The sequence below is a fragment of the Microcoleus sp. D3_18_C4 genome, assembly GCF_036702355.1.
Classification (GTDB): Bacteria; Cyanobacteriota; Cyanobacteriia; order Cyanobacteriales; family Microcoleaceae; genus Microcoleus.
Window position 1 is genome coordinate 24659 of sequence record NZ_JAUBTF010000036.1, and the last position, 25397, is coordinate 50055.

The 25397-nt window shown below is 45.9% G+C and carries 24 protein-coding genes; 14 read left to right on the plus strand and 10 right to left on the minus strand.

Annotated features, from left to right (window positions below; genetic code table 11):
- Positions 1-75 precede the first annotated feature (75 nt).
- Positions 76-765, plus strand: coding sequence for a YqiA/YcfP family alpha/beta fold hydrolase (locus QUA90_RS18125; RefSeq protein ID WP_333446922.1), 690 nt, complete (start codon positions 76-78; stop codon positions 763-765).
- Between the two features lie 32 nt (positions 766-797).
- On the plus strand, positions 798-1505 hold the full coding sequence (locus QUA90_RS18130; RefSeq protein WP_333084494.1) for an ROK family protein: 708 nt from the start codon (positions 798-800) through the stop codon (positions 1503-1505).
- 154 nt (positions 1506-1659) lie between these two features.
- Here the strand turns inward: QUA90_RS18130 and QUA90_RS18135 are convergent, their stop codons facing one another.
- On the minus strand, positions 1660-2037 hold the full coding sequence (locus tag QUA90_RS18135; RefSeq protein WP_333446924.1) for a WGxxGxxG family protein: 378 nt from the start codon (positions 2035-2037) through the stop codon (positions 1660-1662).
- 90 nt (positions 2038-2127) lie between these two features.
- Here QUA90_RS18135 and QUA90_RS18140 point away from each other — a divergent pair, with 90 nt between their 5' ends.
- Positions 2128-3342, plus strand: coding sequence for a histidinol-phosphate transaminase (locus QUA90_RS18140; RefSeq protein ID WP_333446926.1), 1215 nt, complete (start codon positions 2128-2130; stop codon positions 3340-3342).
- A 53-nt stretch (positions 3343-3395) separates the two neighbouring features.
- Complete coding sequence (locus tag QUA90_RS18145; RefSeq protein ID WP_333084490.1) at positions 3396-3791, plus strand: VOC family protein; 396 nt, start codon at positions 3396-3398, stop codon at positions 3789-3791.
- A 34-nt stretch (positions 3792-3825) separates the two neighbouring features.
- Here the strand turns inward: QUA90_RS18145 and QUA90_RS18150 are convergent, their stop codons facing one another.
- Complete coding sequence (locus QUA90_RS18150) at positions 3826-4404, minus strand: hypothetical protein (RefSeq protein WP_333331412.1); 579 nt, start codon at positions 4402-4404, stop codon at positions 3826-3828.
- 58 nt (positions 4405-4462) lie between these two features.
- On the opposite strand from QUA90_RS18150, the gene QUA90_RS18155 reads away from it, so the two are divergent.
- Both QUA90_RS18155 and QUA90_RS18160 read left to right on the plus strand, forming a co-directional pair.
- Entirely contained in the window at positions 4463-4888 is a 426-nt protein-coding gene (locus QUA90_RS18155) for a DUF2358 domain-containing protein (protein WP_333180032.1), read from the plus strand.
- Positions 4889-5054: 166 nt separating this feature from the next.
- On the plus strand, positions 5055-5468 hold the full coding sequence (locus QUA90_RS18160) for a fasciclin domain-containing protein (protein ID WP_333446928.1): 414 nt from the start codon (positions 5055-5057) through the stop codon (positions 5466-5468).
- Between the two features lie 189 nt (positions 5469-5657).
- Here QUA90_RS18160 and QUA90_RS18165 read toward each other — a convergent pair whose 3' ends face one another.
- Positions 5658-7124 (minus strand): glycoside hydrolase family 13 protein, encoded by a 1467-nt coding sequence (locus QUA90_RS18165; protein WP_333446930.1) that lies wholly within the window; start codon positions 7122-7124, stop codon positions 5658-5660.
- A 766-nt stretch (positions 7125-7890) separates the two neighbouring features.
- On the opposite strand from QUA90_RS18165, the gene QUA90_RS18170 reads away from it, so the two are divergent.
- Entirely contained in the window at positions 7891-9180 is a 1290-nt protein-coding gene (locus QUA90_RS18170) for a glucose-1-phosphate adenylyltransferase (RefSeq protein WP_333084485.1), read from the plus strand.
- A 226-nt stretch (positions 9181-9406) separates the two neighbouring features.
- On the opposite strand, the gene QUA90_RS18175 is transcribed toward QUA90_RS18170, so the two are convergent.
- A complete protein-coding gene (locus QUA90_RS18175) occupies positions 9407-9610 on the minus strand; it encodes a hypothetical protein (RefSeq protein ID WP_333084483.1) in 204 nt (67 codons plus the stop codon).
- Positions 9611-10501: 891 nt separating this feature from the next.
- Here QUA90_RS18175 and QUA90_RS18180 point away from each other — a divergent pair.
- Positions 10502-11512 carry a J domain-containing protein gene (locus QUA90_RS18180; RefSeq protein ID WP_333386726.1) on the plus strand — a complete coding sequence of 337 codons (1011 nt, stop codon included), beginning with the start codon at positions 10502-10504 and terminating at the stop codon, positions 11510-11512.
- 162 nt (positions 11513-11674) lie between these two features.
- Here QUA90_RS18180 and QUA90_RS18185 read toward each other — a convergent pair whose 3' ends face one another.
- The 5 genes from QUA90_RS18185 to QUA90_RS18205 form a co-directional block, all read right to left on the minus strand.
- Positions 11675-11950 (minus strand): DUF1816 domain-containing protein, encoded by a 276-nt coding sequence (locus QUA90_RS18185; protein WP_333332070.1) that lies wholly within the window; start codon positions 11948-11950, stop codon positions 11675-11677.
- Between the two features lie 373 nt (positions 11951-12323).
- Positions 12324-12614, minus strand: coding sequence for a DUF1816 domain-containing protein (locus tag QUA90_RS18190; RefSeq protein WP_333332067.1), 291 nt, complete (start codon positions 12612-12614; stop codon positions 12324-12326).
- 235 nt (positions 12615-12849) lie between these two features.
- Positions 12850-13605: a DUF2993 domain-containing protein gene (locus QUA90_RS18195; protein WP_333245476.1), complete on the minus strand. Its 756-nt coding sequence runs from the start codon at positions 13603-13605 to the stop codon at positions 12850-12852.
- Positions 13606-13732: 127 nt separating this feature from the next.
- Positions 13733-14326, minus strand: a complete 594-nt coding sequence (locus QUA90_RS18200; protein ID WP_333084477.1) for a pentapeptide repeat-containing protein — start codon at positions 14324-14326, stop codon at positions 13733-13735.
- A gap of 248 nt (positions 14327-14574) precedes the next feature.
- Positions 14575-15987, minus strand: coding sequence for an HD domain-containing phosphohydrolase (locus QUA90_RS18205; RefSeq protein WP_333446932.1), 1413 nt, complete (start codon positions 15985-15987; stop codon positions 14575-14577).
- Positions 15988-16262: 275 nt separating this feature from the next.
- Between QUA90_RS18205 and QUA90_RS18210 the strand changes: the two genes are divergently transcribed.
- The 5 genes from QUA90_RS18210 to QUA90_RS18230 all read left to right on the plus strand — a co-directional run bounded on the left by QUA90_RS18210 (position 16263) and on the right by QUA90_RS18230 (position 21372).
- A complete protein-coding gene (locus QUA90_RS18210; RefSeq protein ID WP_333386731.1) occupies positions 16263-17000 on the plus strand; it encodes a DUF2993 domain-containing protein in 738 nt (245 codons plus the stop codon).
- 334 nt (positions 17001-17334) lie between these two features.
- The gene (locus tag QUA90_RS18215) at positions 17335-17919 is read left to right on the plus strand and encodes a DUF6658 family protein (protein WP_333332055.1); all 585 of its coding nucleotides are present in this window, start codon (positions 17335-17337) and stop codon (positions 17917-17919) included.
- Positions 17920-18683: 764 nt separating this feature from the next.
- Complete coding sequence (locus tag QUA90_RS18220; protein WP_333386840.1) at positions 18684-18962, plus strand: SpoIIE family protein phosphatase; 279 nt, start codon at positions 18684-18686, stop codon at positions 18960-18962.
- A gap of 285 nt (positions 18963-19247) precedes the next feature.
- Positions 19248-19712 carry an MHYT domain-containing protein gene (locus tag QUA90_RS18225; protein WP_333332052.1) on the plus strand — a complete coding sequence of 155 codons (465 nt, stop codon included), beginning with the start codon at positions 19248-19250 and terminating at the stop codon, positions 19710-19712.
- Between the two features lie 4 nt (positions 19713-19716).
- On the plus strand, positions 19717-21372 hold the full coding sequence (locus QUA90_RS18230) for a SpoIIE family protein phosphatase (RefSeq protein WP_333446934.1): 1656 nt from the start codon (positions 19717-19719) through the stop codon (positions 21370-21372).
- A 402-nt stretch (positions 21373-21774) separates the two neighbouring features.
- On the opposite strand, the gene psb35 is transcribed toward QUA90_RS18230, so the two are convergent.
- Positions 21775-21987 carry a photosystem II assembly protein Psb35 gene (psb35, locus tag QUA90_RS18235; protein WP_333386843.1) on the minus strand — a complete coding sequence of 71 codons (213 nt, stop codon included), beginning with the start codon at positions 21985-21987 and terminating at the stop codon, positions 21775-21777.
- 211 nt (positions 21988-22198) lie between these two features.
- Here psb35 and QUA90_RS18240 point away from each other — a divergent pair, with 211 nt between their 5' ends.
- Complete coding sequence (locus QUA90_RS18240) at positions 22199-25204, plus strand: glycerol-3-phosphate acyltransferase (protein ID WP_333446936.1); 3006 nt, start codon at positions 22199-22201, stop codon at positions 25202-25204.
- Positions 25205-25397 lie beyond the last annotated feature (193 nt).

Sequence of the window (25397 nt, forward strand, 5' to 3'; positions counted from 1 at the left end):
AGAGCCCCGACTTCTTTAAGAAGTCGGGGCTCTGGGTGTTATACTTAATATTTGTTGTTAAATATCAATTACTGAATGAATTTAAAAAACCATTCGAGTTACATTTATTTACACGGATTTGCATCAAGTCCCGATTCCCTTAAGGCAAAATATTTCCGTGATCGCTTTTCGTCCCTAGGAATTGACCTAAAAACTCCCGATCTCAATCAAAACAATTTTTCCGGTCTCACCCTCACCCGCCAGTTGCAGCAAATAGAAACAGAATTTCTGCAAACCCCATCCTCCCCATCGGCCGACAAGGTAAAACAATTAGGGGGAGTTACAATAATTGGGTCGAGTTTTGGGGGACTGACCGCGGCTTGGTTGACCCAGCGACAATTGTCAGTAAAGCAAATAGTTTTGTTAGCGCCAGCTTTTGACTTTATCTCCCACTGGCTGCCACTGTTGGGACAGCAACAGTTAGAAAAGTGGCAGTGTGAGAAATATTTGCCCGTTTACCACTACGGCGAACAGCTTTATCTCCCACTGAATTATCAGTTTGTGGCAGATATGGCTCAATACCCTGAAGAAAAATTAATTCGGTCAGTCCCTACGTTAATTCTTCACGGCAAACATGATACAATAATACCGATTCAAGCTAGCAGAAATTTTGCCGCTAACCGTCCCTGGGTGCAATTAATCGAATTAGAAGACGATCATTCTTTGGGAAATGTCCTAGCGGAAATTTGGGAAGCGATTCAAAAGTTTTGCCAATTCAAAAATTAAAATTTTACCAACTTGCAAGTCTCAACAATCAAATGACTGAACAAGATCGATCGACTCGCACCTTAGCCGTGGATATTGGCGGAAGCGGCATCAAAGTTATGGTTTTGGACAATGAAGGCGATCCCCAAACGGAACGCAGCCGTTTAGAAACGCCTCAACCACCGAAACCCGAACCCGTACTAGAGGCGATCGCCTCTTTAGCCAGCGGACAAGGAGAATTTGACCGAGTATCCGTCGGTTTTCCTGGAGTCGTGCGTCTAGGCGTCATAAAAACCGCAGTGAATTTAGATCCGTCTTGGATAGATTTTGACTTACAAACTACTCTCAAAGATCGCTTGGGAAAACCTGTGCGAGTGGCTAACGATGCCGATATTCAAGGATTGGGAGCAATTGCTGGGACGGGGGTAGAATTAGTAATTACCGTTGGCACCGGTTTTGGTTCTGCCTTATTTGTCGATGGGATCTTGGTGCCAAATCTAGAGTTAGGACATCACCCGTTTCGCAAAGGGGAAACTTACGAACAGCAATTAGGGCGATCGGCATTAGATACAGTCGGTTCCAAAAGATGGAATCGCCGTCTGGAAAAAGCGCTCACCTATCTGCAATATCTCTTTAACTGCGATCGCATTTACATCGGCGGCGGCAATACTAAAAAGATTGTTTTCGAGTTACCGCCGCAGGTTAAAATAGTACCAAATGTGAGCGGTTTATTGGGTGGCATTGCTTTGTGGCGGGATTGAATAAACTTTGTGGCCAAAATTCCCATCAATATCAAAGAAACCGGATTTTTTGCTCGGATTAAAGGCAATAATCCAGTCTTTCGGTAAAAAACCCGGTTTCGGAATCCACGACGGTTGATTTGTTTTTTGGCTTGTGCGACCGCCGTTTAAACAATTATTCGCCCATCGGATCGCGGTAGCGTTTGGGTTCATCCTTGCGAAACAGATTCGCCAAACCGAGGATGCCCAACAAACCCAAAGCACCCCAATGATTGTTGTCTTCCTTGCTTTCTTGAAAGGGAGTTCTGTCTAGAACAACTCCATTAGAATCAGTATTGTTCTGGGCCGGAGCTGACTCCGTTTGAGCTGAGGCAGGCATAGCTGAAGGGAGAACAGCCAAACTCAAAGCTATGAGGGTAGCGGCGGCATTTTTAGATATATCGGAAGGCTTGACTTTCATACTTGGTTTCCACATATTAGCAGTTACTTTATAAGAATAATCAATTGGCCACAGCCGACGCATCAATCGATCGACAGAAACTAAATGCCGCATCTCCTCTTGCTTTCGAGATAGAACAAGCTCTATGCTAAGTTCAGATGCTTCTAAGCAGATTATCTAAAATAAAAAGTCGTAAACTATACCATGCTTCCCTTTATCCGAAAAGATTTAGCCGAACTTACCGCATACACTCCCCATCCGGGCGGCACATCAGGAGAACCAGCGCACTCCGAAAGTGCGATCGATCGCCTTGATACCAACGAATGCCCCTACGACTTGCCAGAGGAATTAAAAAAAAAGCTAGCTTGGACTTACCAGCAGTTAATTGAGACAAATCGCTATCCTGACGGAGGCCACGCAGCGCTCAAAGAGGCGATCGCCCAATACGTCAATGAATCAATCACAATCCCCCCGCTAGAGGGGGTTACACTGCCAAAAACCGCCATTACAGCCGACAATATTTCTGTGGGTAACGGTTCCGACGAACTAATTAGATCCCTCTTAATAGCTACTTGTTTAAGCGGTAAAGGCTCTATTTTGGTAGCGAATCCTACATTTTCGATGTATGGAATAATGGCCCAAACCCTCGGCATTCCCGTTGTGAGTGTTCAGCGGAAAGAGGAGAATTTTGAAATCGATATCGAGGCGGCTAAAAGGGCGATCCTCTCCGTTGGGGTAGCCCCCGTAGGGGCGGGGTGCGCTAACGACCAAAATCAAAATCCCCCCGTGCGCGCCGTCTTTGTCGTTCATCCCAATTCCCCTACAGCCAATGCTTTGACAACCGATGAAATAGAATGGTTGTCAACTTTACCCGAAGAGATATTAGTAGTAATTGACGAAGCCTATTTTGAATTCAGCCAAAATACTTTAGCACACCAATTGCAACAGCACCCGAATTGGATTATTTTACGCACATTTTCCAAAGCATTTCGACTGGCCTCAATGAGAGTCGGATATGCGATCGCCCATCCCGAACTCACAGCCACCTTAGAAAAAATCCGTCTCCCCTACAACCTTCCCAGTTTCTCGCAAACAGCAGCCGAGTTAGCCCTAGCGCAGCGGCAGTTATTGCTAGCAACCATTCCCGAAACTCTATCAGAAAGAGCCAAATTAATTGCAGCGCTAACTCAGCATCAAAAATTGCAAGTTTGGCCGAGTGCGGCTAACTTCGTTTACCTGCGGGTGAAAGCTGGCGATGGCGAATCTGCTGAACAGGAACACAAACAAATCATGCAGCAGCTAAAAGATCGAGGTACTTTAATTCGGCATACTGGAGGAGGTTTGCGAATTACGGTGGGCAGTCCCGAGGAAAATCAGCGAACAGTCGATCGAATAGGAGAAATTTTTGACAACTCATAATATTCGGTATCCAGTTTCTGCTTAACACAAAAATAACTTTGGAGAAGATATATATGCTTCAAGGAAAGGTTTTACGGGTTGCTCGTCCAACGGATTGCCTCGATCGAGTTGTTCATTTTTACACAGAGGGTTTAGGGCTGCAAATCCTCGATCGTTTTGAAAACCATGAAGGTTTTGACGGAGTAATGGTTGGAATGCCAGGAGAAAGCCACCACTTTGAATTCATCCATCAACGGGGACATATTGTAGGTGGCGCTCCAACTCAAGACAATCTTATCGTCTTTTACCTTCCTAACCAACAAGAATGGCAGCAGGCTGTTGAGCGAATGAAAGCCAGTGGATTTGAGCCTGTAAACTCCTACAATCCCTACTGGGACAAAGATGGAGTTACCTTTGAAGACCCAGATGGCTATCGAGTCGTTTTGCAGAATGCCGAGTGGAGCTTGTAGCAGCGCGATCGCAGCATAAGGTATCTACACCAATTTATAACTGATCATTTCCTTGCCGTGCCGCCCGAATAGTCTGGGGAAATACGCCTACTAAAAGTGCCAAAGCTTCATCGGGAATTTGTGCCACCGTTTCCGAATCCAAATATTGTTCAAACTGAGTTAAAACCATTTGTGCGCGTTCCAAAGCTGTCGGCTTTGCCGTTAACTGTTCCATTAACCGCACCCACTGCCGCCGAATTCCAAAAGCTTTCTGTATTTCTTCGGGAGATTGAGGGCAAACCAAACAAAAATCGCCCACGGGAATTACCTGCTGAGAGTCAACCTCAAAAGCGCCGCCAACGGCAGCCCCAGGCCCGGCAAACTCCGCGTGGAAACGTTTAATCAAAATTAGACCGTTCCGGCGACGGCTATCTACCATCAACAGCTTGCCGCTGTTGATTTCTGCGAGAATATCAGAGGAGTGGGGGTGTTCTGTCAAATCTGTGCCAAGGTTTCGATGTCGCAAGTCCGGGCCAGCAGAAAGGCCGGCGCGGACAATATAATTAGAGGTAAGATTAGAGCTGGATGAAGTATCGATTTTTTTCTCATCCCGCTGCCGATCGAGATTATTCATTTAAAGTTATAAATTAATACTGTCACAAGGTGGTAGTTTGAGCGCGCTCGAATATCAAATGCAGGTAGAACAAGCAGTAGACACCCTCAAAGCGGATCTCCCGACGCTGTTTGAGAAAGACATCTCCTACGACATCTACACAAAAGATGTTTATTTTCAAGACCCTGTTAACAAATTTAAAGGAAAAATCAACTATCGCATTATCTTTTGGACTCTGCGATTTCACGGCCAGCTATTCTTTAACGAGATTTACTTCGACCTGCACGACGTAGGTCAGACAGCCCATGATACTATTGTGGCAAATTGGACTGTTCGCGGGACACTGCGGGTTCCCTGGAAAGCTCGGATTTTTTTTAACGGCTACTCTACTTATAAACTGGATAAAGACGGCTTAATTTACGAACATATCGACACCTGGGACAGAGAGCCCGGAGAGATTTTAAAGCAGTTTTTCCGCAAGGGGGAGGAGGCGACCCAAGTATAAGCCCAAAAGGTCGATCGCGCCCAGCCATCAGAGCCTGCAACCGAATTTAACTTATAATGGCTCAAATAATCATCATCCCTCCGATTCATTTTCTGCTATTTGTAAATTGCTAAAATGATCGTCGCCACAGATTTATTTTCTGCTATTTGCACTCCTGAAAAACATCATGCCTGATATTGTCGAGACTGTCACCAATGCCGGCTCTTTCAAAACACTCGTGACTGTTATTGAAGCGGCTGGTTTGTTAGATTTATTGCAAAGTCCGGGCCCCTACACCGTCTTAGCACCCACTGACGAGGCATTTGCCAAAATTCCTACGAACACTCTTACGTCTTGGTTGGAAGACATACCCAAGCTCAAGAAAATTCTGACTTATCACATTCTGTTTGGCGAGGTACTAACTGAGAATTTGCTTGAGTTAAGTTCGGCAGAAACAGTTGAAGGTTCGGTGGTAGGAATTGATACTTCTGACGGCCTTAAAGTGAATGATGCTAAAGTTCTCACTTCCAATATTCTTGCTGACAATGGCGTCATCCATATCATTGATGCCGTGCTACTACCAGCAATGGTTGCAGCATAATCAAACTTGCGACATCTCTAAATTTAGTAGGGTGATTATGGGCGCACCTTACATTTTAAACTAGAGAAATTACGCAAGTGTCACAATTAGTAAGGTGCCTCAGAACCAAAACCATCGATCATCCGTCCATAACTCGGTCTAACGCACCCTACAAGTCGATTGGATCGTGACACTTGCGTAATTGCTGAACTAATTATCCGAACCTAAAATCAATCCTGAGCGCGCCGGCAGCATCAATTCTAAAAGGCGAGTTTCCCCGTCACCTTTCCAAACAAACTCGCCTTTCCCAAACAGCAATTTATCGTGAGGAGATTTCAACTTAGCTGGCTCAAAGCTAATATTAGCTGCTTCTGTCGCGACATTGACAGCAACAACTATTTCCTCATCCCCCAAAATTCTGGCAAAAACGTAAACCGTTCCCTCAGCAAACAGAATTTGGTACGAACCAGTGCGGAGGGCAGCGTATTTGTGCCGCAAAGCTATCAACTGCTTGTGGTAATCTAAAACATCAAGTTCCCAGTGACCTTGTAAGGGGAAACCGCGGCGAGAATCGGGATCTAGAGCACCGGGCAAACCAACTTCATCGCCGTAGTAAATGCTGGGAGCTCCAGGAAAAGTTAACAGTAGCAAAGTAGCGAGTTCGACGCTAGCTTTATCGCCTCCTGCAATTGTTAACAACCTCGCAGTATCGTGACTGGCCAACAAATTAAGTTGAGTTAGCTGTATCGGCCACGGGTACAGTTCCAAAACGTGCTGAATTTTGTCGCCGTACTCTTTAGCAAAAAGCGGCGGATAGGGATGATAAGCACGGCCTTCAATTTGAGTTAAATCTACCCTGTCCCCCGCTGCAAAAGCAATAGTCGGTGCAGCAAAAAGATAATTCATCACGCCGTCAAATTGAGTGCCGTCGAGCCATTCTCTCGCATCTTCCCAAACTTCGCCGACAATGTAAGCTTCGGGATTAACTGCTTTAACTCGGTCTCGAAATTCCTGCCAAAATCCCGGGTTTTTAATTTCAAAAGGAACGTCCAGCCGCCAGCCATCGACGCCGAATTTAATCCAATATTCGGCGATTTCCATGATGTATTCTCGCACTTCTGGATTGTCGTGATTGAATACAGGAAGGGCTCGATTCCCGTCCCAACCAGCATAATTAGCAGGAAAATTGCCGTCGTAGGCCGATAGCGGCCAGCCTTCAATTTTAAACCAATCTACCCAAGGAGAATGGGGGCCGTTTTCGAGGATATCATGAAAGAAGAAAAAGCCACGGCTGGCATGGTTAAATACGCCGTCGAGGACAACTTTGATGTTGCGATCGTGAGCTGCGTCTAGAAGCTCTTTAAAAGCCGGATTGCCACCCAACATCGGATCGACTTGATAGTAGTCGTGGGTGTGGTAGCGGTGATTGCTGGCTGACTGAAATATGGGGGTGAAATAAATTGCGTTAATTCCTAAGTCTTGCAAGTAGTCTAGCTCTTCCATCACGCCCCACAAGTCTCCGCCTTTGTAGCCTTGCAGGGTGGGAATTTCGTGCCATTCTTCCCACATGAAGTTTTGCAGCAGGCGTTTGCGAGGCTGTTTGCTTTTGGCGAAGCGATCGGGGAATATTTGGTAGAATACCGCGTGTTTAACCCAGTCCGGCGTTTGAATTTGCATACACTTTTTCTAGATTTTACGGCTTAGGGTACAGTAGCAGATGTTTGTCGCGGATCTAGCTTTTGGTAGAGAATAGACCTTTTATCCCATTTGGTCGCTGGAGAAATTGTAAAAAATTACACAAATTTGCAGTCACTCTAAGATTGAAAACTGACTCTACCTAGAAGAAATTTATCGTCCCGACGGGGGGCGCTTCCTGAGTGCTGTGGAGTCGGAGAAACTCAAATAACAGAAACGCCCGCAAAAAAAACCGGCTCAAACTCAAGCAGAACCAGAGCGCGAAGAAGGGCCCATACAGAGCGTCAGCGCCCGTGGTGGCGCGATCGACCTGCCTTGAAAAAGAACAACAGCGCCATGAGCCTCGATTGATAAATTGTGAAAACGGGGAATTTACCCAAAAGACTTATTATTAACAGCCCAAACCCCGAACCTTATTCTTTCCTTAAACTGCCTTTATTTATTGAAGGGTATTTTAAGTCACAACTCAAAACTTTTTTAAATATCCATTCTGGATAGATGGGTATTTTAACTCACAACTCAAAACTCCTAACTCCAATCCAGGACGTACTCCAACTCTGATAAACCGGGTTTTTTAACTCTTATTGAGAGTTTGAAGAAGTATTTGGATTAAACAACCTGGTTTCTGTGTAAACGACTCAACTCCTAACTCAAAACTCAAAACTTCCTTGCTCCCCCCCCTTGTCAAGAAGCCCTCACCATCCGACACTGTACTTGGAGAGTTAATCGACCCTAGGGAGAAAGTTCCTTGAAAAAAGTTTTAGCCATCATCCTCGGTGGCGGTGTAGGCACCCGCCTTTACCCCCTAACCAAACTGCGAGCCAAACCCGCAGTTCCCCTCGCAGGCAAATATCGCCTCATCGATATTCCTGTCAGCAACTGCATAAACTCGGAAATAGTCAAAATCTACGTCCTCACCCAATTCAACTCGGCATCCCTCAACCGTCACATCTCTCGCACCTACCAGTTTTCCGGCTTCACCGAGGGATTTGTCGAGGTGCTCGCCGCCCAGCAAACTCAGGAAAACCCCAACTGGTTTCAAGGGACAGCCGATGCAGTTCGCCAATATCTCTCGCTGCTAGAACAGTGGGACGTTGATGAATACTTGATTCTTTCGGGCGATCACCTCTATCGCATGGACTACCAGAAGTTTGTGCAGAGACACCGCGAAACCAACGCGGATATCACCCTCTCGGTTTTGCCTATGGACGAGAAGCGGGCGTCGGATTTTGGTTTGATGAAAATCGACGACACCGGCCGCATTGTTTCTTTCAGCGAAAAGCCAAAAGGCGATGCGCTCAAACAAATGCAGGTGGATACTACTACACTGGGATTGACAGCGCAGCAAGCTCAGGAAAGTCCTTACATTGCTTCGATGGGGATTTACGTCTTCAAAAGAGAAGTTCTGATTAAACTCCTGAAAGAATCTCCAAACCAAACTGATTTTGGTAAAGAGATAATTCCGAATTCTGCAAAAGACCACAACGTTCAAGCTTATTTGTTTGACGATTATTGGGAAGATATCGGAACCATTGAGGCTTTTTACGATGCTAACTTGGCTCTGACAAAACAGCCTCAGCCGCCTTTCAGTTTCTACGATGAAAAGGCGCCAATTTACACTCGCCCGCGTTTCTTGCCGCCGACTAAGCTTTTAAATACTCACGTCACTGAATCGATTATTGCTGAAGGCTGCATTCTCAAAGAGTGCCGGATCGACCATTCTGTGTTGGGAGTTCGATCGCGCATTGAAGCTGGATGTACGATTCAAGACACCCTGGTCCTGGGTGCTGACTTCTACGAACCCGACGCAGAACGGCATTCGAGTTTGGACAACGGCGGCGTCGCCCTTGGTATCGGTGCAGATACTACAATTCGCCGCGCGATTGTGGATAAAAATGCTCGCATCGGCCGCAATGTTCAAATAATTAATAAAGACCGAGTGGAAGAAGCCAACCGCGAAAACCAAGGTTTTTACATCCGCAGTGGCATTATCGTAGTTCTGAAAAATGCCACGATTCCTGATGGAACTATCATTTAGTTATTAGTCATTAGTCATTAGTCGTCAGTCATTAGTTTTTTAAGTTAAAATCTGTTACCTGCTTTTCAAGTGACTGATGATAAATAATGAAATTAGTGACAGATCACCAATGACCGATGACTGATGACTGATGACGAAATTCATTCTTTTTTTTGTTGATTATTAATTCCCACCGCTGATGCGAGTTTGTCGAAATACTTGGCTTTATTCAAAGGCTCGCGCATTATTAATAAGCGACAGTCTCTGTTACTGTCTGCCGCGATACAGATATGTCCGCTCGCCTGCGTCTGGCGAATAGCTTCTGATTCTTGTATTTGCGCTGGTAGCACGACTGACAAATGCGCTGCCCGTTTCTGAGCACCACAGCACTCTCGGAACTATCTTTCCAATCGTCGCAGCAGCCACAAGGCCAACTTAGCAAATAATTCATAATGTTAGCACCCTAGTAGCGTTAAAAGCTTATCGCTCTACTATCCTATCTTAATGTTTTATACAAGTGTGTGATTTAGCTAACAGACAGCGAAGAAATTATGTTATATTACTTTGACTTAAATGTATTCAGAGGTTGTAAAAATAAAATTCTCTAGCCGGGGTCTGGGGTGAATAAAAAATATCTAGAAATTCTGTGTAAAAACGGCGCAATTTAGGGTATTATATAGTCACAATTCATAAACCAGATTTGACAGAACTTGCTGATGGAAACCTGCTAAGATTTGGATTGGGTGATCAAGCTCATATCGAGAAGTTCGTAGGGGTAAGCCGGGGCGTAGCCATCGCACCGTGCCCCGGAAAAAAAGACCAAAAAAAGATTGATCGTCCGCGCCAGTCAACCCTCCTAGGCTCGCGCCCGCAACAGCAGCAGCTTGCCCGCCTCACCTCAACCGGGCTGCAGCCTCCCGAAAGCCCTAAGTCTCATAACTCCCCAAAAGTATTCGCCGCAGGAGTTTCACCGTCTCAAAGCTCACAGGTATAGCAACGCCCTAGAGGGTAAGGACGTTCTTAATTGATGAAAGCTATTGTTTGTGTTGTCGAATGCCAAAAGCATTTCTAGAGGCTGCTGCTTCAGCTCCCTTGGACACGAGAGAGCCGAATGCTATAAAATCTTAAACAGCAGGGGAGTGCGGAAATTGCGATCGAACGCCAAGCAACAACCGAACTCGATCGAGTTCAAACCTTTGATAACCTATAATTTGAATGAGATGCCGCAGGCACTTCGGCTCCTGGCATTATACTAATGCGCCATCCTGCGGGTAATTTGGGATTTATTCTTTCTAACAACTAACAACTAACAAATAACAACTAATAAAGAGGGGATTGCTTAATGGCTGCAACAGATTTTAAAGACTATTACGCTATTTTGGGACTCAACAAAACGACCAGTTCTGACGAAATTAAAAAAACTTTCCGCAAACTAGCCCGCAAATATCACCCGGACATGAACCCCGGCAACAAAGAAGCAGAAGCTCGTTTTAAAGAAGTAAACGAAGCTTACGAAGTGCTCTCAGACCCTGAAAAACGCAAAAAATACGATCAATACGGTCAATACTGGAAGCAAGCTGCCACAACTCCAGGCGGATGGCCCGGCGGGGGCAGTACGAATGTAGACTTTGGCGGGGTTGACTTCAGCGAGTACGGCAGTTTTGACGAATTTATCAATGCCTTGCTAGGTCGCGCAGGTAGTAGTCCGGGTAATGCCCGCAATGCCAAGTGGAATTACAGCAACTACCGCAGCACCAGCGGCGGGCCCACAGGTTTTGGCGGATTTGAAGATTTCGCGGGGTACGAAAACCGCAGCGCAGTCAGCTCTCTCGACACCGAGGTCTCCATTTCTCTGACTCTGGGGGAAGCATTTCGGGGAACTTCTAAGCGAGTCGCCACGGGCGAAGTTTCGATTCCAGCAGGAGTGAAAACCGGCAGTAAAATTCGGATAAAAGGCAAAGGTCAAGTTGACCCGTACACGAAGCAGCAGGGAGATTTGTACCTAAAATTAGAAGTTTTGCCTCACGCTTTCTTCCAGTTTGAGGGAGAGAATTTGGTCTGCGAAGTGCCGATAACTCCTGACGAAGCGGTGTTGGGAGCTTCAATTGAAGTGCCGGCGCCTGAAGGTATGATCACTGTGAAATTTCCAGCCGGGATTCGTTCGGGTCAGTCTTTGCGGTTGCGAGGCAAAGGATGGCCGAAACCGAAGAAAAACGAGCGGACTGATTTGTTGGTCAAAATTGCGATCGTGCCACCGAAAGAAATTAGCAGTGTAGAACGCGAATGCTATGAAAAACTCAAAGCCAATCGCACTTTTAATCCTCGCAGTAATCTCAATCAGATGGTGCTTTGAAAAAGCGTGCATTTCTCGGACGCAAATAAGATTCTTTCTTCACTCTTTCATCGGGACACAGCATTGTTGTGTCCCTACTGTATGCAAGCGCGATCTCATTTGAAAAAAACCCTGTTAATAAGTCAACTTTTCTTCGCCCGTAATTTGCACTTTCCAACCTTCTCAAGACTCTTCGCTAGCTCTTAGCTGAGTAGGTTGGCTACCTTGTTTGAGGTTGATGGTAATTTTTTTAGCTCCTTTGTTCTCCAGGTCTCGGATGTAGCCGGTCGATCTGTCAGAAGCTTCCTCTCTGCTGTCATAGGGCCCAAAGTAATAGGTACGCTTTGGCGAATCTGTATCAACTTCTACCCACCATTCGTCGCGTCGAGTGCTGCTAGCAGGTTGAGCTAGCACCCAAAGGGCAGTGAAAAACATACCCAACATAGAGATTTCAAACATATTTACCTCTGGGAAGACTTAAGTAGTTTTTTCTGTTCTCTCTCAATTTATCAACGCAACGGGATCTATCGGCTCGTCCTCAGTGCTGATTTAGCCCCAATTATTTTTGGCAGTTAATGCTAGCTAAAATCTGCATTTTGGCGGAGAAGATGCCTACTTTTAAGCCACCACTACAAATATAAAGTCCGCAGGGTAAGGACTAGGACAAGATGATGCTTAATATTATTGTTGAGGCTTCAGTTAATGAAAAACTAAAACAGAACTTACGCACTCTAGACGCCGACAAACCGGGTTGTTTAACCGATACCCCTCGCAATAGATGGAGTATTTTCGTCAAAAAACCCGGTTTCTGCCGGTTGGACTATCAAAATTCTTAAGCCGCGATACCCTCTGAGAATTCACTATCGCAAATTGTGAGTTCCGAAGGCTGACACCGTTTAATGCGGATGCTAACCCTTTTGGCTCCCTCGCTTTCCAAGTCTTCTATGTAGCCTGGAGTATTGCTGGAAGCTTCTTTGTCGGTGTCAAAGGGGCCAAAATAGTAGGTACAGTGGGGCAAATCGGTGATAATTTCTACCCACCATTTCTCCGACCGGCGGTGGCCCGGCCGGGCAAACACGGACAAGACTGCGACGTAGATACAAAATAAATAAAATCCGAGCATCTTTATTCTTGAGAGTGGTTTAATTTATTATTTGAATCTATCAAAATAATTTGCCCAATCGAATCAACCTCAGTGCTGATTTTGCGTCGATCGACTTTAGATGCGAGATTTTAGATCTTAGATTTTTCTTGCCATCTAAAATCTAAAGCAAAACCCGCCGGTGCGGGTTGTTTGCTAACTAAAAAATGCTCTTTTTCCAAACTAGATGGCTGGGCAAACCTCAGCCTGCTGAGGTTTAGCGCTTGCCTTTGGGGAACTGTTCGATACCAGCCCAACCGTAGAAAACCAGCTCGTCGTTCTGAACTCGGCAGCGGTCTACTCGCAGTTGAGTGCCTTCTAAGGCAAATTTGTCTAAGTCTAGCAAGTTATTTACGTGGGCAATTATAGCTTGACCCAAGTCTACTGCTTGCCCGTCACCGCCGTAAGTAACGCTGACAAATTGGATTTTACGTCGGTCTTCTACTTGCAATTGAGCAGTAATATCTATTTTGACGGGTTCGCTGGCCTCGCCTACGGTAATTTCGGACTGAAGCCGAATTGATTTGTCGGTTCCGAAGCTGACTTCAGTGTTTTGAAAGTGCAGAGATTGCTCTTGGTACTTCAGCTTCTGGAGTTTTTCAACTACAAAAGGTGTATTGAATGAGGTGGTTAAATCCGATCGACTTAAGACTACTCGCATATTTGCCTGGGTAGGCTGCCGCAATTTCACTTGACCTGCAAAAATCGCTCCAAAATCAATGGAGAGTGCTTGCAGGTAGAGTTCCATCACTTCTATGCGAAGGCCGTTGTACATCAACATACCTTTGCCAACGAAGTCGAAACCGTCGATGCTTCCCTGCAAGAGTTTGGCTACTGGTTCGACTCGGATGTTGGCCTCGGCCTTTTCAGAACGCTTGAATAAGGCTGCGATCGCAGCTCCTGCTACTTTACTAACAAGGCGATCGCCACTTTGACCTTGAAAGGATGTACCGCTAAACAAAGCTGCTACCATTTATTCGTTTGCTCATCTACAGTCGCCATTATAACCTCATATTAAGAAATGTAAAAATAGCTTGTGCTTATTCACCTCATAAGCAGATATTGTTTTTTGTCTGTCTTCAAAACAACATTGTTGAAATTTAAAGGCTCAGGGGGGTACCTTGGAGACAGGCGCGGTCGAGCAACGCTCCATCCCAAAGGGTTTGTTCGATCATGGCGCAAAGCAAATTAGCCCCCGTCAGGTTAGCGCCGCGCAGTACGGCTCCATTCAGGATCGCTTCTTCCAAGTCAGCTCCCGACAAATCAGCGCCTGACAAATTGGCATTGCTCAAATCGGCGGAGTGCAAAATTGCCCGAGCCAAAGCAGCGCCCCGCAAATCAGCGCCGCGAAAATCGACACCGCTCAAATCCAAATTGCCGATGGATGCTCCCGTCAAAAAAGCACCCCCAAAACTTGCGTCGCGGACTAAAGCGTTAGCGAAGGAAGCTCCCCGCAAATCGGCATTGCGAAAATCTGCGCCTCGCAAGTCCGCGCCGCTCAAGTCAGCGCCACGGAGGTTGGCTCGCAATACGGCCCGCTGCAAGTTAGCGCCGGCAAGATTAGCTCCACTCAAGTTGGCTTGAGACAAGTTAGCATCGGCGAGATCGGCTCCCGCTAAGTCTTTGCCGGCTAAATCAGTGCCGGCCAACATCAAAATTTTGCCTTTGCGTATCGCTTCGAGGTCATTAGTCATTATTTTTTAGTCATTAGTCATTAGTCATCAGTCATTAGCGCACAGACAGGCAGCGGACACAACTCCCAGTGGTAGGGTGCGCTTAGCAAGCACAGGCTGATTTTTGATTTTTTGTAGTGCTGGAACAGATTTTGTGCTGAGTTTTAAATGCCCAATACTTCGGCTAGGCACTTCGGCTGCGCTCAGCACAAGCTCTGTACAAGTTCCCAATTACCAATTACCGATCGCCCATTACCAATCTAGTTATTTTATAATGCCGGAGCTGCCGCGGTCGTTCGATCGCCCAAATCCTCCAGCCACACGTTAGGCAGTTGGCTGGGGCGGTTCGGTAACTGCATCAAACCCATTTCTGCCAGCCTGACGACGTTGCTGAGAGTTTCCACCAAAGCCGGATCGAAGCGAGTGCCCGACAGTTCGCGGCACTGTTCCAAAGCTTCGCTCAAACTCAAAGCCGCACGCTCCCCACGGGGTTGAGTCAATTCTTGAAAATCAGCGACCAACCCCAAAATCCGCGAAGCAACGGGTATGGTTTCGGCTCGCAAACCCTCTGGCCTGCCGCTGCCATCCCAATATTCGAGTTGATGCTTGACAATTTCCGCCACAGGTGCTAGTTCCGGCATTGCTTGCAGCAGTTGGGAACCAATGAAACTGCGATCGCGCCAAAATGATAAAGTTGCTTGGTCGAAAGCATCGGGAGTGCGATCGAACACCTCATTCGGGGCCGAAATTAAGCCGACTCGAAATAGCAATCCAGCCAGCCGCAGCCTCCGCAACTGCAAAGCCGGCAAATCGAGTAGTTGACCCAAAGTTTCCGACAAAGCCGCCACCTGCAAAGACGCTGTAGGATTTGCGGTATCGCGTTCGTCTACGCGCTGGGCCATCCGCAGAAAAGCTTGAAGTTTGTTAGCGTTCAAATTGCGGCTGACGCGCAAAGCTTGACCTTCCAATTCCCACAATTCGCGGGTTTGGCGGTTAATTGCCACCATTTGCTGCTGAGAACTTTGCAGGTAAGTGACTATCCGCGATACCACGCCACTAATATCTGCCAAGGGCGGGCCTTTGGTTGCCAGGATTTCGTGGTACATTTCCAGCAAACTGTCGGCTAGCGGGGAGTTGTAATGTCGCGTCTGTTCTATAAAAATTTCTGCCGAGGCCGACACCAAAGACTGGTCAAACGACCACAAACCGTAGAACTTTCGTTCTGTATCGACTTCTGGCTTGCCCTCGGGCAAGTATTCCTCGGCTGAAAGTTCGCGGCAAAGCACCATTGCTTTGTATGTGGGGGCGACGATGATTAAATTCCATTCTTGGATTAGGGGGTCGCTCTCATCGAGATTTATTAAAGATACATTTTCTAATTGACCCGTTTTGTGGGTAGCGAAACCGCTGTCGGCTACTGCACCGATGACAACGCACCGAGAGGCATTAGCAATATCTAGGTAGCGATCGGCTTCCTGTAAATACCATTTACCCTGCTGAAACGTTACCAAAACTAAGGGTTGGAGCTCGCTCTTTTCCCCGCCACTGGTTTGCAAAATGTGGTCTTCTAGGGCGTGACATAGGGCTACTAGGGTGTTTTTGAAGTATACCCCGTAGCTAGAAGGCAGTTTTCCGTCGGGAAGTGTAGCTTGTAGTCTAGCGAGAGTTGATTCTGAATTCATTGCAAAAAGCGGTGCCGGCTCTTACTTATTGTAGCGGGCGATCGAACTTCTAGAAAAGACTTTGGGCAAAAGTCCGAGTTTTTGAGTTTTCACCGCTTCGCAACCGAGTCAATGTAGAGTGCGCCGAAGAGTACCTGATTAATTTTAGCAATTTTCTAGAAACCCTCTGTCTTTGGCTGAGTTTTTTTCAGACGAGAAACCTGCCGAGAGGAAGACGGTAAATGACTTAAGTATTAACTACTATTTTTTAAACAATATTATTAGGAATTCTGAGCGTGCTTCAACAAAATAGAAGTTTAGGTGAACAGGCGATCGACAAAGTAGCCGAGATTGCTATTGCTAGCAAATTAGACGAATCCGAAACTTTGTCTGTCACAGTCAACACCGATCCGATCCAGCTAGCCCAGGGATCAGTAGAGGCCGTTGCGGTTGAAGGTACAGGATTGGTAATGCAACAAGATTTGCGTGTGGAAGATTTGCAAATTCACATAAAGGATATTGCTGTCAATCCCCTGACCGCTATGTTTGGCAAACTTGAACTGAACGGCCCTGCCTTCGGTGCGGCACGCGCAGTTTTAACAGAAAGCGATATCAACCGCGCTTTTAATTCCGAATACATCAGCAGGAAACTTAAAAATTTAAAAGTTACTGTTGAGGGACAACAGCAGACAATAGACGTTAAAACTATTGAGTGCCAATTGCTAGACGGAAAAATCGCTTTAAATGCTGAGGTAGTGGTGCGGGAAACTACCTCAACTGAAAAAATTTATTTTACAGCAAAGCCTCAGATCGCAGCGGGGGGTTGGGCAATTTCTCTTCAGGATGTCGAGTATCCTGAAAACAACGAATTTTCGCCTGAGTTAACTGAAGCTTTGGCGAACAAAGCTGGTGAAGTTTTAAACTTGCGAAATTTTGAAATTGAGGGAATGTCCCTGCGAATTCAGCAGCTAAATGTGGAACCGGGCGTGCTGACTTTGCAAGCTGAAGCGAAAGTCGAACAATTCCCTAATTAGGAATGAGAATTAAATAATTTCCACAAGTTTGTGGGATGGGCGTTCCGCCCGTCCCACAATAACAATTAAAATTGTAAGTTATTTAATTCGCGATCCTTAGCAGCTTCTAGGGTGTGTCAGAAACAAAAAAGCTCTTCCATTCCAGCAACTATTGGAACTGGCGCACCCTACCATTATGCTTTGCTCTGGAAAAATCTCTGCAGTTTATGAAATCCCTCTAAAGTTATAAAAAAGTCGATAGCAACCCGCAGCAAAATATCACCGCCGTTAGAGGCAGGCAGGGGTAGTTTACTTTTACTCTTAACAAGTAGTAGTTAAAAATTGGGAACTTCTTGTGAACACTGTAACTTCTTTTTTGAAAAAACTGCGTAACGGTCAATTTTTGACTCAATTTTTGACTGTATGTATGGCCGGTTTGTTGCTGTTTACCAGCACCGCTTGCAATTCGGGCGATGTTCGAGGTGCTCGGCCTGAGAATCCTCCCGTTCAAGCTGGAGGAATGAATAACCCTCACAAGGGTGGCGGTGATGGATACACGAATTATAAAACATCCACCGATCCTAAAGTAAATCAGTCGCCTGCTCAAGCAGAAAAGAATCGGGCGGATTTGTCGATCGTGGGCGATCGTCTCCTGGCATCGACTACCGCTGAATCTAATTCCTCAAAGCTGCTTTATCCGGGCTCTGCACCCCTGGAAACTGACAAGTTCGACCTCGAACTCGGCGGAGATAAAAGTCTGTTAGAAGCGCCAGACGGACAGCCGGCTAAGGCTCAACCCGTATTCGATCGCAGCGATCCCGATGCCAATATTTTAGAGAGAGTAGGCGCCGCCTTTAAGGATGCTTCTGGTTTCCTGAAAGATAGCGCTGAAGATGCCAAGGAAAGCTCAGTTACGAAACTCAATCCGCTGCAAAAATAAGCTAGCAGAACCAAAAATGATGTAGGGGCTGTCTGAAATTAGCCCCTACATAAATAATATAATTTATTGAAACTAGATAAATGCTTGTACAGCGGTTCTCAAAAAAGTGAGGTATGCCCTATGCCCTATGCCCTATGCCCTATAGTACCTCATCTTTCTGAGAAAGGCTATATATCTGCTATCTACTTAACAAAATTTACGCTTTTTATACTTTTTTGAGATTATGCAGAGCAATATATTTTACCTTTTCTGGGATTTATGCTGCGAATTGCCGACAGTATTTATGGTAAATTTCAATCAGGTTTAATAAATCTCAAACATATTGATTAACATGAACTATTTTACCATAAATTAAACTGACTGGGTTGTTGATTTCGTGAGCGACTCCAGCGACTAACTGTGCTAAACTCGACATTTGTTCGGAGTGAATTAGCTGAAGATGTCAACGAAAGTTCCGTTACAAAACTTAAATTTTAAAATTATTTTACAGCTCAAGGAAAAACCCTAAACACTTTTAGGCGTAAAGAAGGATTGTAATGATGGATAAAATACCCGATAGCTCCCACATGATTGGAAAGCTTTTTATAAAATGACCGAGTTTTTATTACAATAGCCAGAAGTCATTGGCATCAGGGTGTTATTGAATCTTTCTATATCAGAAGTTTTGCCCTGATCTCTCCCGACAGATTGGTGTCGCTTGCGAGGGAAAACTTTTTCCTATCGCCCTCCACGATGACATTGCTGAGTTCATCAGTCAGATTTCAATTGAGCTACAGCTAGGAAATGGTATAGTGCTATATACCGATAGTATTCCCAAAGCAAAAGACATTAATAAAAAACAATATGGTGTTGAGCCGATATGTGAAGTTATTAGCAAAAACTGCCATTTATCGGCCCAAGAAATCAAGCAAGCGGTGATTGAGGATGTGCGACGACATATCAGCAATCAACAAGTGTTTGATGACATCACTTTGTTGGTTTTGAAGCGGACGGAATTAGGCGTAGCAACAGAGTCACCGCCTCAAGCAGCCCCATTGGTTTAGAGCGATCGCCAATACCTCAAAACAATAAACTGATGACAGGAAACGGGAAAATGGTCGGCGGGGCGATCGCCTTAGCAGTCAAATTTACGAAGAGGTGGTGAGATATCTCAAACGCCGCCCCCCAAAAGAGGCTGAATCTCCAGAGAACTTCCAAGCCATCGTCACAGTTTAATTTTTTAGTATACTAATCTATTAATGGTAGTTAAATACGATTTTTTGCTCGTCATTTTTTCCATCATTATTGCCATTATGACCTCCTATACCACCTTATAATTAACAGAGAGAATGACTCGAAAAAATGGTAAAAATATTTGCTTAGATTGGTTAATTTGTCGTTCTTTGACAATGGGAACGGGCATCTGGGCAATGCACTTTATAGGAATGCTCGCTTATCACCTACCAGTAGCGATCGCCTACAATTTACCCCTTGTGATTGTCTCTTGGCTTGCCGCAGCGATTGCATCTGGTATCGTCTTCTACAGCTTGCATCGAGGCTTTGCACGCAGGTTCTCATTGTTAATCCCCGGTATTCTCATGGGCTCTGGCATTGGAAGTATGCTTTATATAGGCATGGCGGCGATGCGAGTACCTGCCGAAATGCACAATAATTACTGGATTGTGGCACTGTCTTTCTTAGTTGCCGTTATTTCTAAATCTATAAGGAAGTCCGATGTACGACTTGACGAGATTCACTTTAAGGGACATGGCGGAATGCGGGTTGGCTCTACGCCAGTTCGGATTGGGGGTTGAAAGTATGGAAGAGGCGAGTAACAGAATTGTTAGGTATCTTTACGAAAATTTCTGTACTAAGCCAACTGGTGAAAAATCCTGCGCCCTAGTCCGTTTGTTCAAAACTCACCCTTATGAAGACTTAGAAGTCGAACTTGCCGAGTATGCCCGTAGTATGTTGGGCGACTATCCCCCTTGGCCTGCCATGAAGTGCATGACTGCACTGGCAACAGTAGGAGAACAAACGGAATGGAACTCAAGACACACATCCGTTGGACATAAGGCTATTCCGCTGGCAAGCGAATCTGTAGTCGCTCAGATACCGATGATCTCACAACTCATCAGACAGCTCGGCTTAGATATAAAAACAGTTATCAACCCTGACCCGAATCTTTTGGTAGAAATCGAGCAGAGGAAATACAACGTCTTTTATGTACCTGAAGCGATTGGCAGCCCCTATATTCCCGCTCAAGACTCCTTTGTGATTCCCTTCGGAATCAAGTCTGTGTTGGGGTTTGGTGGTCTATTACCTTCAGGCAATATGTTTGCAATTATCATGTTCTTGAAAGTCCAGATTCCTATTAGCACGGTTCAGATGTTCAGCACTCTGGCGCTGAACGTAAAGACAGCACTGCTGCCCTTCGATCGAGGAGCTGTCTTCGCTCAAAAAAAAGATGAATCTGCTACAGCCTCTAAGCAAATATTCACAAGAAACACTGAGCAGGAGATAGCGCAGCTTAGATCCCAGGTAGGGACTTTGAGGCAGTTGCTTGATGTTTTTGACCAATCGATATCGGTACAATCCGATCGACTCGAACAAGCCATAGAGCAACTGGCGGACTCCGCGCAAAAGTTAGATACCCTCAACGAGAGACTCAAGGAAGACAATCTCCGCATGGGTGCGGAATTGGATATCGTGCGTCAAATGCAGCAGATGATTCTGCCCAATGCTTCTGAACTGGAAATTGAAGGACTAGATATTGCTGCATACATGGCTGCTGCTGATGAAGTTGGAGGCGACTACTATGATGTCTTAAACACTGATGGTGTTGTCACTCTTGGCATCGGTGATGTTACTGGACATGGACTCGAAAGCGGTATCTTGATGCTGATGGCGCAAACAGCCGTTCGTACCCTCAAGGAAATCCGCGAAACTGATCCGGTTCGGTTCCTAGATGCGCTCAACCGCACCCTCTACAAAAATGTGCAGCGCATGAAATCTGAGAAAAGTCTCACCCTAGCGATTTTAAATTATTCCCAAGGACAAGTCAGTATTAGCGGACAACATGAAGAAACAATCATTGTGCGCCTTGGCGGACTGGTAGAACGTATCGACACAATGGATTTAGGCTTCCCCATCGCCCTCGACGATGATATTGCTGATTTCATCAGTCACATTTCAATGGAACTACAGCCCGGAGATGGTTTAGTGCTATATACCGATGGTATTCCTGAAGCAAAAGACATTAAGAAAAAACAGTATGGCGTTGAGCAGATGTGTGAAGTCATTCGCCAAAACTGGCATTTGTCGGCTGAAGAAATTAAGCAAGCGGTGATTGACGATTTACGGGGACATATCGGCACTCAAAAAGTGTTTGATGATATTACGCTGTTGGTTTTGAAGCGGACGGAATTAGGCGTAGAAAACAAGTCACCACATCAAGCCGCCGCATTGGTTTAGAGCGATTGCCCATACGTCGAAAAAACCAACTTATGACATAAAACTGGAAAATAATCGTCGGGGCGATCGCCTGAGCATTCAAATTTACGAAAAAGTGGTGAGATATCTCAAACGCAGCCCCCCAAAAGAGGCTGAATCTCAAGAGAACTTCCAAGCTGTAGTCAACTTATAAATTTCTATGATTAAATCTATCTAATGATATCTTGCATCAATGTAAATAAAGCGATCGATCGTGGGATGAGCGCTCAGTTTATTGACATTAGTGCTTTCGGCCAATTAAAACGATTCACTCAAAGCCTTTCTACATAGCGTAAGGCGCGCCAAGGCGCACCCTACGGGATCGATCTGCAAGGGTAATTCCTATTCCTCTCAAAGCTTTTTTCGAGCTAAAACAGCTTTATTCTATTTTTTCTGTGACTCAGAAACTTCAGCAATCAAATCGTCTTTATCAACTTTGGGTACAAAATCAGGGCGTTCTTTGGATTCCCAACCGGGGGGGCGCTTGGAGTTGTACCAGGCGATCGAGCCGATCGTAACTGCGGCAATAAAGCCAACAACAAGAACTGCGATTGGAGCCGTCAAGCTGACACTTGATTCCGGCACTGGCTGCTGCATCAGCAGCTCAATCATTACTTGCCTGATGGGTGCAACAACAACTGCTATGGGGGTGGTCAAGCTGATATCTATCATTAGGCTAAATCCTTATCTACTCTACTTTTACATTATCTTAAGTGCTAATGCCCTTTTGTTGATATATCTGAAGACAGAAAAAGTGACAGAATTGCCGTCATAATGGTTAGAGCTTGAAAATAGGAGAGCTGATTTTATGCCGTTGCCGACAATAGCATTGCTGTTGGCTGCTAGTTTCAGCCTGGGTGCTTTACCGCTAACGGGATGGGCGGTGCGAGTGTTTACCCGCGGAGATTTGAGGGCGCTGGGTACGGGGAATGTGGGTGTGTCTGCTGCTTTCATTCACGGCGGGAAATTAGCGGGAATTGCTGCGGTGTTGGCGGAAATTGCCAGGGGTATTTTGCCGGTTTTGGCGGGGCGATTTTGCTTCCCGGATGCACCTGCGCTCGCGATCGCCCTGTTAATTCCTCTAGTTGCGGGCAGATATGCGATCTCCCGAGGTGGAGGCGTGACTAACGCTGTTTGGGGTCTTTTGGTATTTTCGCCGCCGGTGGCTGTATCATCGGGCATTTGGGGGCTGCTGGTGTGGGGTTTGGCACAGCGCTGGTGGGGTGAGGGCGATCGGGCGAGACTCTTTGCTTCCCGTTGCGGGTGTCTGTGTACTCCTATCTGGGTTTGGGTGTGGGGACAATCAATGCCCGAATTTTTAGCAGCAACAGGATTAGCTTTGTTGTTAGCAGCAATTAATTTCAATCAGGGTGATGATATGGCTTTATCTAAATCAGAGCAATTGTTTTCTCTTGATGACTCCTTAGATGCTGCAATCTGCGGTGATAAAGCGGCTAAATTGTCTCAACTCAAACGCGCAGGTTTTAACGTACCTGCGGGTTTTATATTGCCATCGAAGGAAGAGGGAAGAGGGAAGAGGGAAGAAGGAAGAGGGAAGAGGGGAGAAGGAAGAAGAGATGACGAAAATGCCGATCGACTGTTAATCAGTAATTCTGTAATCCAAAATCTAAAATCCCAAATCCAAAATCGAATGATTGTGCGCTCTTCTGCTGCGGGAGAAGACGGCGATCTTAGTTCAGCGGCTGGACAATATCAAACTATTGGCCCTGTTTTCACTGAAGCAGAATTGCTCGACGGCATTAATCGCTGCCGCCAGTCTTATTGGACTTCCGAAGCTGTGGCTTACCGCCGACAGCGACAATTACCCGACACCCAAATGGCTGTATTAATTCAGCCTTATATTGACAGCCAATTTGCGGGAGTCATGTTCAGCCGCAATCCTTTAGATGGTGGTTCCCAGGTAATTATAGAAGCTTTACCGGGAGGAGCCGAAGCTGTTGTCGGCGGACAATGTACTCCGGTTCATTTAGAAATTGATTTTAGTCAACCTGAATTATTAGAAAAAAAATTAACTGAACTTCAAAGTAATTCAATTAGTGTTCAATCGATTTTAACAGAATTGGTGAAACAAGCCCAAGCGATTGAAGCATTTTTTCACGGAATACCGCAGGATATTGAGTGGAGTTGGGACGGGGAAAAAGTTTGGATTTTGCAAAGTCGCCCGATTACTAATTTGCAGCCATTCTGGACGCGAACAATTGCAGCGGAAGTGATTCCCGGTGCAATTCGTCCCCTAACTTGGTCGATTAATCGGCCGCTGACTTGCGGGGTTTGGGGAGAGATTTTTCAGGTGGTTTTGGGCGATCGCGCCAGTGGCTTAAACTTTAATGAAACGGCAACTTTGCTCGGTTCTCACGCCTATTTTAATGCGACTTTGTTGGGCGAAATTTTTCGGATGATGGGATTGCCGGAGCAGGGTTTGGAATTTTTGCTGAGAGGGCAAAAAATGGGCAAGCCGCCTTTGGGGAAGATTTTGCCTTCTTTGCCCGGTTTGTGGCGTTTGGTGCAGCGGGAGAGGGCGCTGAATGCAGAATTTAAGGGCGATCGTACTTCTATTTTCCTCCCGGCACTGCAAAGTTTGGAGAAGGAAGAGGGAAGAAGGAAGAAGGAAGAGGGAAGAGGGAAGAGGGAAGAAGAAATATTAATGCCCAATGCCCAATTCCCAATGCCCGATTATCAATATTTAACGGAATTGTTGGAGAGAGCGGAGCAAATTCAGGAGTGGCTGAAACCGATTACTTACTACAACATATTAGGGCCGATCGGGCTGGCTATTCGCAAGGCAATTTTTCGTGTTAATGATGACTGGCTGGCTAATGACAGCGCTCCTGAAATTGCTTCGGTGCGAGCTTTACAGCAGTTGGCTCAGAAATTGCGGCAAGCTGCTTTTTCGCAGCCTGACGCAACTGTTTCAGTCGCACATTTAGCACAGACATTTGCGGAAACTCCGGGTTTACAAGCAGAGTTTGAAAAGTGGCTTGATATTTACGGATATTTGAGCGAGGTGGGAACGGATATTGCTGTTCCTACTTGGCGAGAACAACCGGAAATTTATCAAAAGTTGCTAATAACTATGGCTCAAAAAGCCGAACCTTATTTAGCTGAAAAACGTGAAATAGGATTGACTTTTTCGCAGAAGTGGCGATTAGATAAATGTCAAGAAAGAGCGCTTGTCAAAAACGAAATTAGCGAAATTTACGCGCGGTTGTTGGCTCATCTACGCTGGACTTTTTTGGAGATTGAAGCTTGCGGATTGGCAATGCAGGTGTTTCAGGAAAGCGGGGATATTTTTTATCTGGAATTTGGGGAAATTCAGCAGTGGATTCGTAGCGGTGCAAGTGTTTCGTTTAAGGATAAAATTAGGGAAAGGCGCGATCGCCTGGTAGCCGATCGCGATCGCCCGATTCCCCCTGTAGTCTACGGCAATTTGCTGCCAAATTCTCAGAAAAGGGCGATCGACTCCGCAACATCGGAAACTAATATCATGCAGGGAATTCCGGCAAGTATTGGCCGTGTCGAAGGCTTTGTCAAGATTTGCCGCACCGCGAGCACGGATTTAGGAGAAAATGCGATCGCAGTAGTCCCATACACCGATGCAGGTTGGGCACCGCTGCTATTAGGAGCAACAGCAATTATCGCCGAAGTTGGGGGCCAATTGTCTCACGGAGCCATAATCGCTCGCGAGTACAAAATTCCCGCAGTTATGAATATTTCTGAAGCTACAACTCGCTTGCGAGACGGTCAAAAAGTCCGAGTAGATGGGTATCTCGGCACTGTAGAATTGCTCGAATAAAAATAATGTACCAGGACTTACGCATAAAAACCCAAGAAACCGGGTTTTTGGCAGCTTCTGCCATCTGTAACATATTCTTGGGCAAAAACCCGGTTTCTGACCACCCGCTGCGATGCTTAGAAACCGGGTTTTTTACGGTTTCGGCGGGCGGCAGCGAAGAGACTCGAAAAAACCCGGTTTCTGGGCCGTGCGT

What these genes read in the sequence shown, in the direction of transcription:
- QUA90_RS18225 (WP_333332052.1), top strand. Translation starts at nt 19,248, where the DNA reads ATGACTCGAAAAAATGGTAAAAATATTTGCTTAGATTGGTTAATTTGT.
- QUA90_RS18125 (WP_333446922.1), top strand. Translation starts at nt 76, where the DNA reads ATGAATTTAAAAAACCATTCGAGTTACATTTATTTACACGGATTTGCA.
- QUA90_RS18160 (WP_333446928.1), top strand. Translation starts at nt 5,055, where the DNA reads ATGCCTGATATTGTCGAGACTGTCACCAATGCCGGCTCTTTCAAAACA.
- psb35 (WP_333386843.1), bottom strand. Translation starts at nt 21,987, where the DNA reads ATGCAGCAGCCAGTGCCGGAATCAAGTGTCAGCTTGACGGCTCCAATC.
- QUA90_RS18205 (WP_333446932.1), bottom strand. Translation starts at nt 15,987, where the DNA reads ATGAATTCAGAATCAACTCTCGCTAGACTACAAGCTACACTTCCCGAC.
- QUA90_RS18145 (WP_333084490.1), top strand. Translation starts at nt 3,396, where the DNA reads ATGCTTCAAGGAAAGGTTTTACGGGTTGCTCGTCCAACGGATTGCCTC.
- QUA90_RS18230 (WP_333446934.1), top strand. Translation starts at nt 19,717, where the DNA reads ATGGAAGAGGCGAGTAACAGAATTGTTAGGTATCTTTACGAAAATTTC.
- QUA90_RS18190 (WP_333332067.1), bottom strand. Translation starts at nt 12,614, where the DNA reads ATGCTCGGATTTTATTTATTTTGTATCTACGTCGCAGTCTTGTCCGTG.
- QUA90_RS18175 (WP_333084483.1), bottom strand. Translation starts at nt 9,610, where the DNA reads ATGAATTATTTGCTAAGTTGGCCTTGTGGCTGCTGCGACGATTGGAAA.
- QUA90_RS18165 (WP_333446930.1), bottom strand. Translation starts at nt 7,124, where the DNA reads ATGCAAATTCAAACGCCGGACTGGGTTAAACACGCGGTATTCTACCAA.
- QUA90_RS18200 (WP_333084477.1), bottom strand. Translation starts at nt 14,326, where the DNA reads ATGACTAATGACCTCGAAGCGATACGCAAAGGCAAAATTTTGATGTTG.
- QUA90_RS18155 (WP_333180032.1), top strand. Translation starts at nt 4,463, where the DNA reads ATGCAGGTAGAACAAGCAGTAGACACCCTCAAAGCGGATCTCCCGACG.
- QUA90_RS18150 (WP_333331412.1), bottom strand. Translation starts at nt 4,404, where the DNA reads ATGAATAATCTCGATCGGCAGCGGGATGAGAAAAAAATCGATACTTCA.
- QUA90_RS18130 (WP_333084494.1), top strand. Translation starts at nt 798, where the DNA reads ATGACTGAACAAGATCGATCGACTCGCACCTTAGCCGTGGATATTGGC.
- QUA90_RS18180 (WP_333386726.1), top strand. Translation starts at nt 10,502, where the DNA reads ATGGCTGCAACAGATTTTAAAGACTATTACGCTATTTTGGGACTCAAC.
- QUA90_RS18135 (WP_333446924.1), bottom strand. Translation starts at nt 2,037, where the DNA reads ATGCGGCATTTAGTTTCTGTCGATCGATTGATGCGTCGGCTGTGGCCA.
- QUA90_RS18195 (WP_333245476.1), bottom strand. Translation starts at nt 13,605, where the DNA reads ATGGTAGCAGCTTTGTTTAGCGGTACATCCTTTCAAGGTCAAAGTGGC.
- QUA90_RS18185 (WP_333332070.1), bottom strand. Translation starts at nt 11,950, where the DNA reads ATGTTTGAAATCTCTATGTTGGGTATGTTTTTCACTGCCCTTTGGGTG.
- QUA90_RS18140 (WP_333446926.1), top strand. Translation starts at nt 2,128, where the DNA reads ATGCTTCCCTTTATCCGAAAAGATTTAGCCGAACTTACCGCATACACT.
- QUA90_RS18240 (WP_333446936.1), top strand. Translation starts at nt 22,199, where the DNA reads ATGCCGTTGCCGACAATAGCATTGCTGTTGGCTGCTAGTTTCAGCCTG.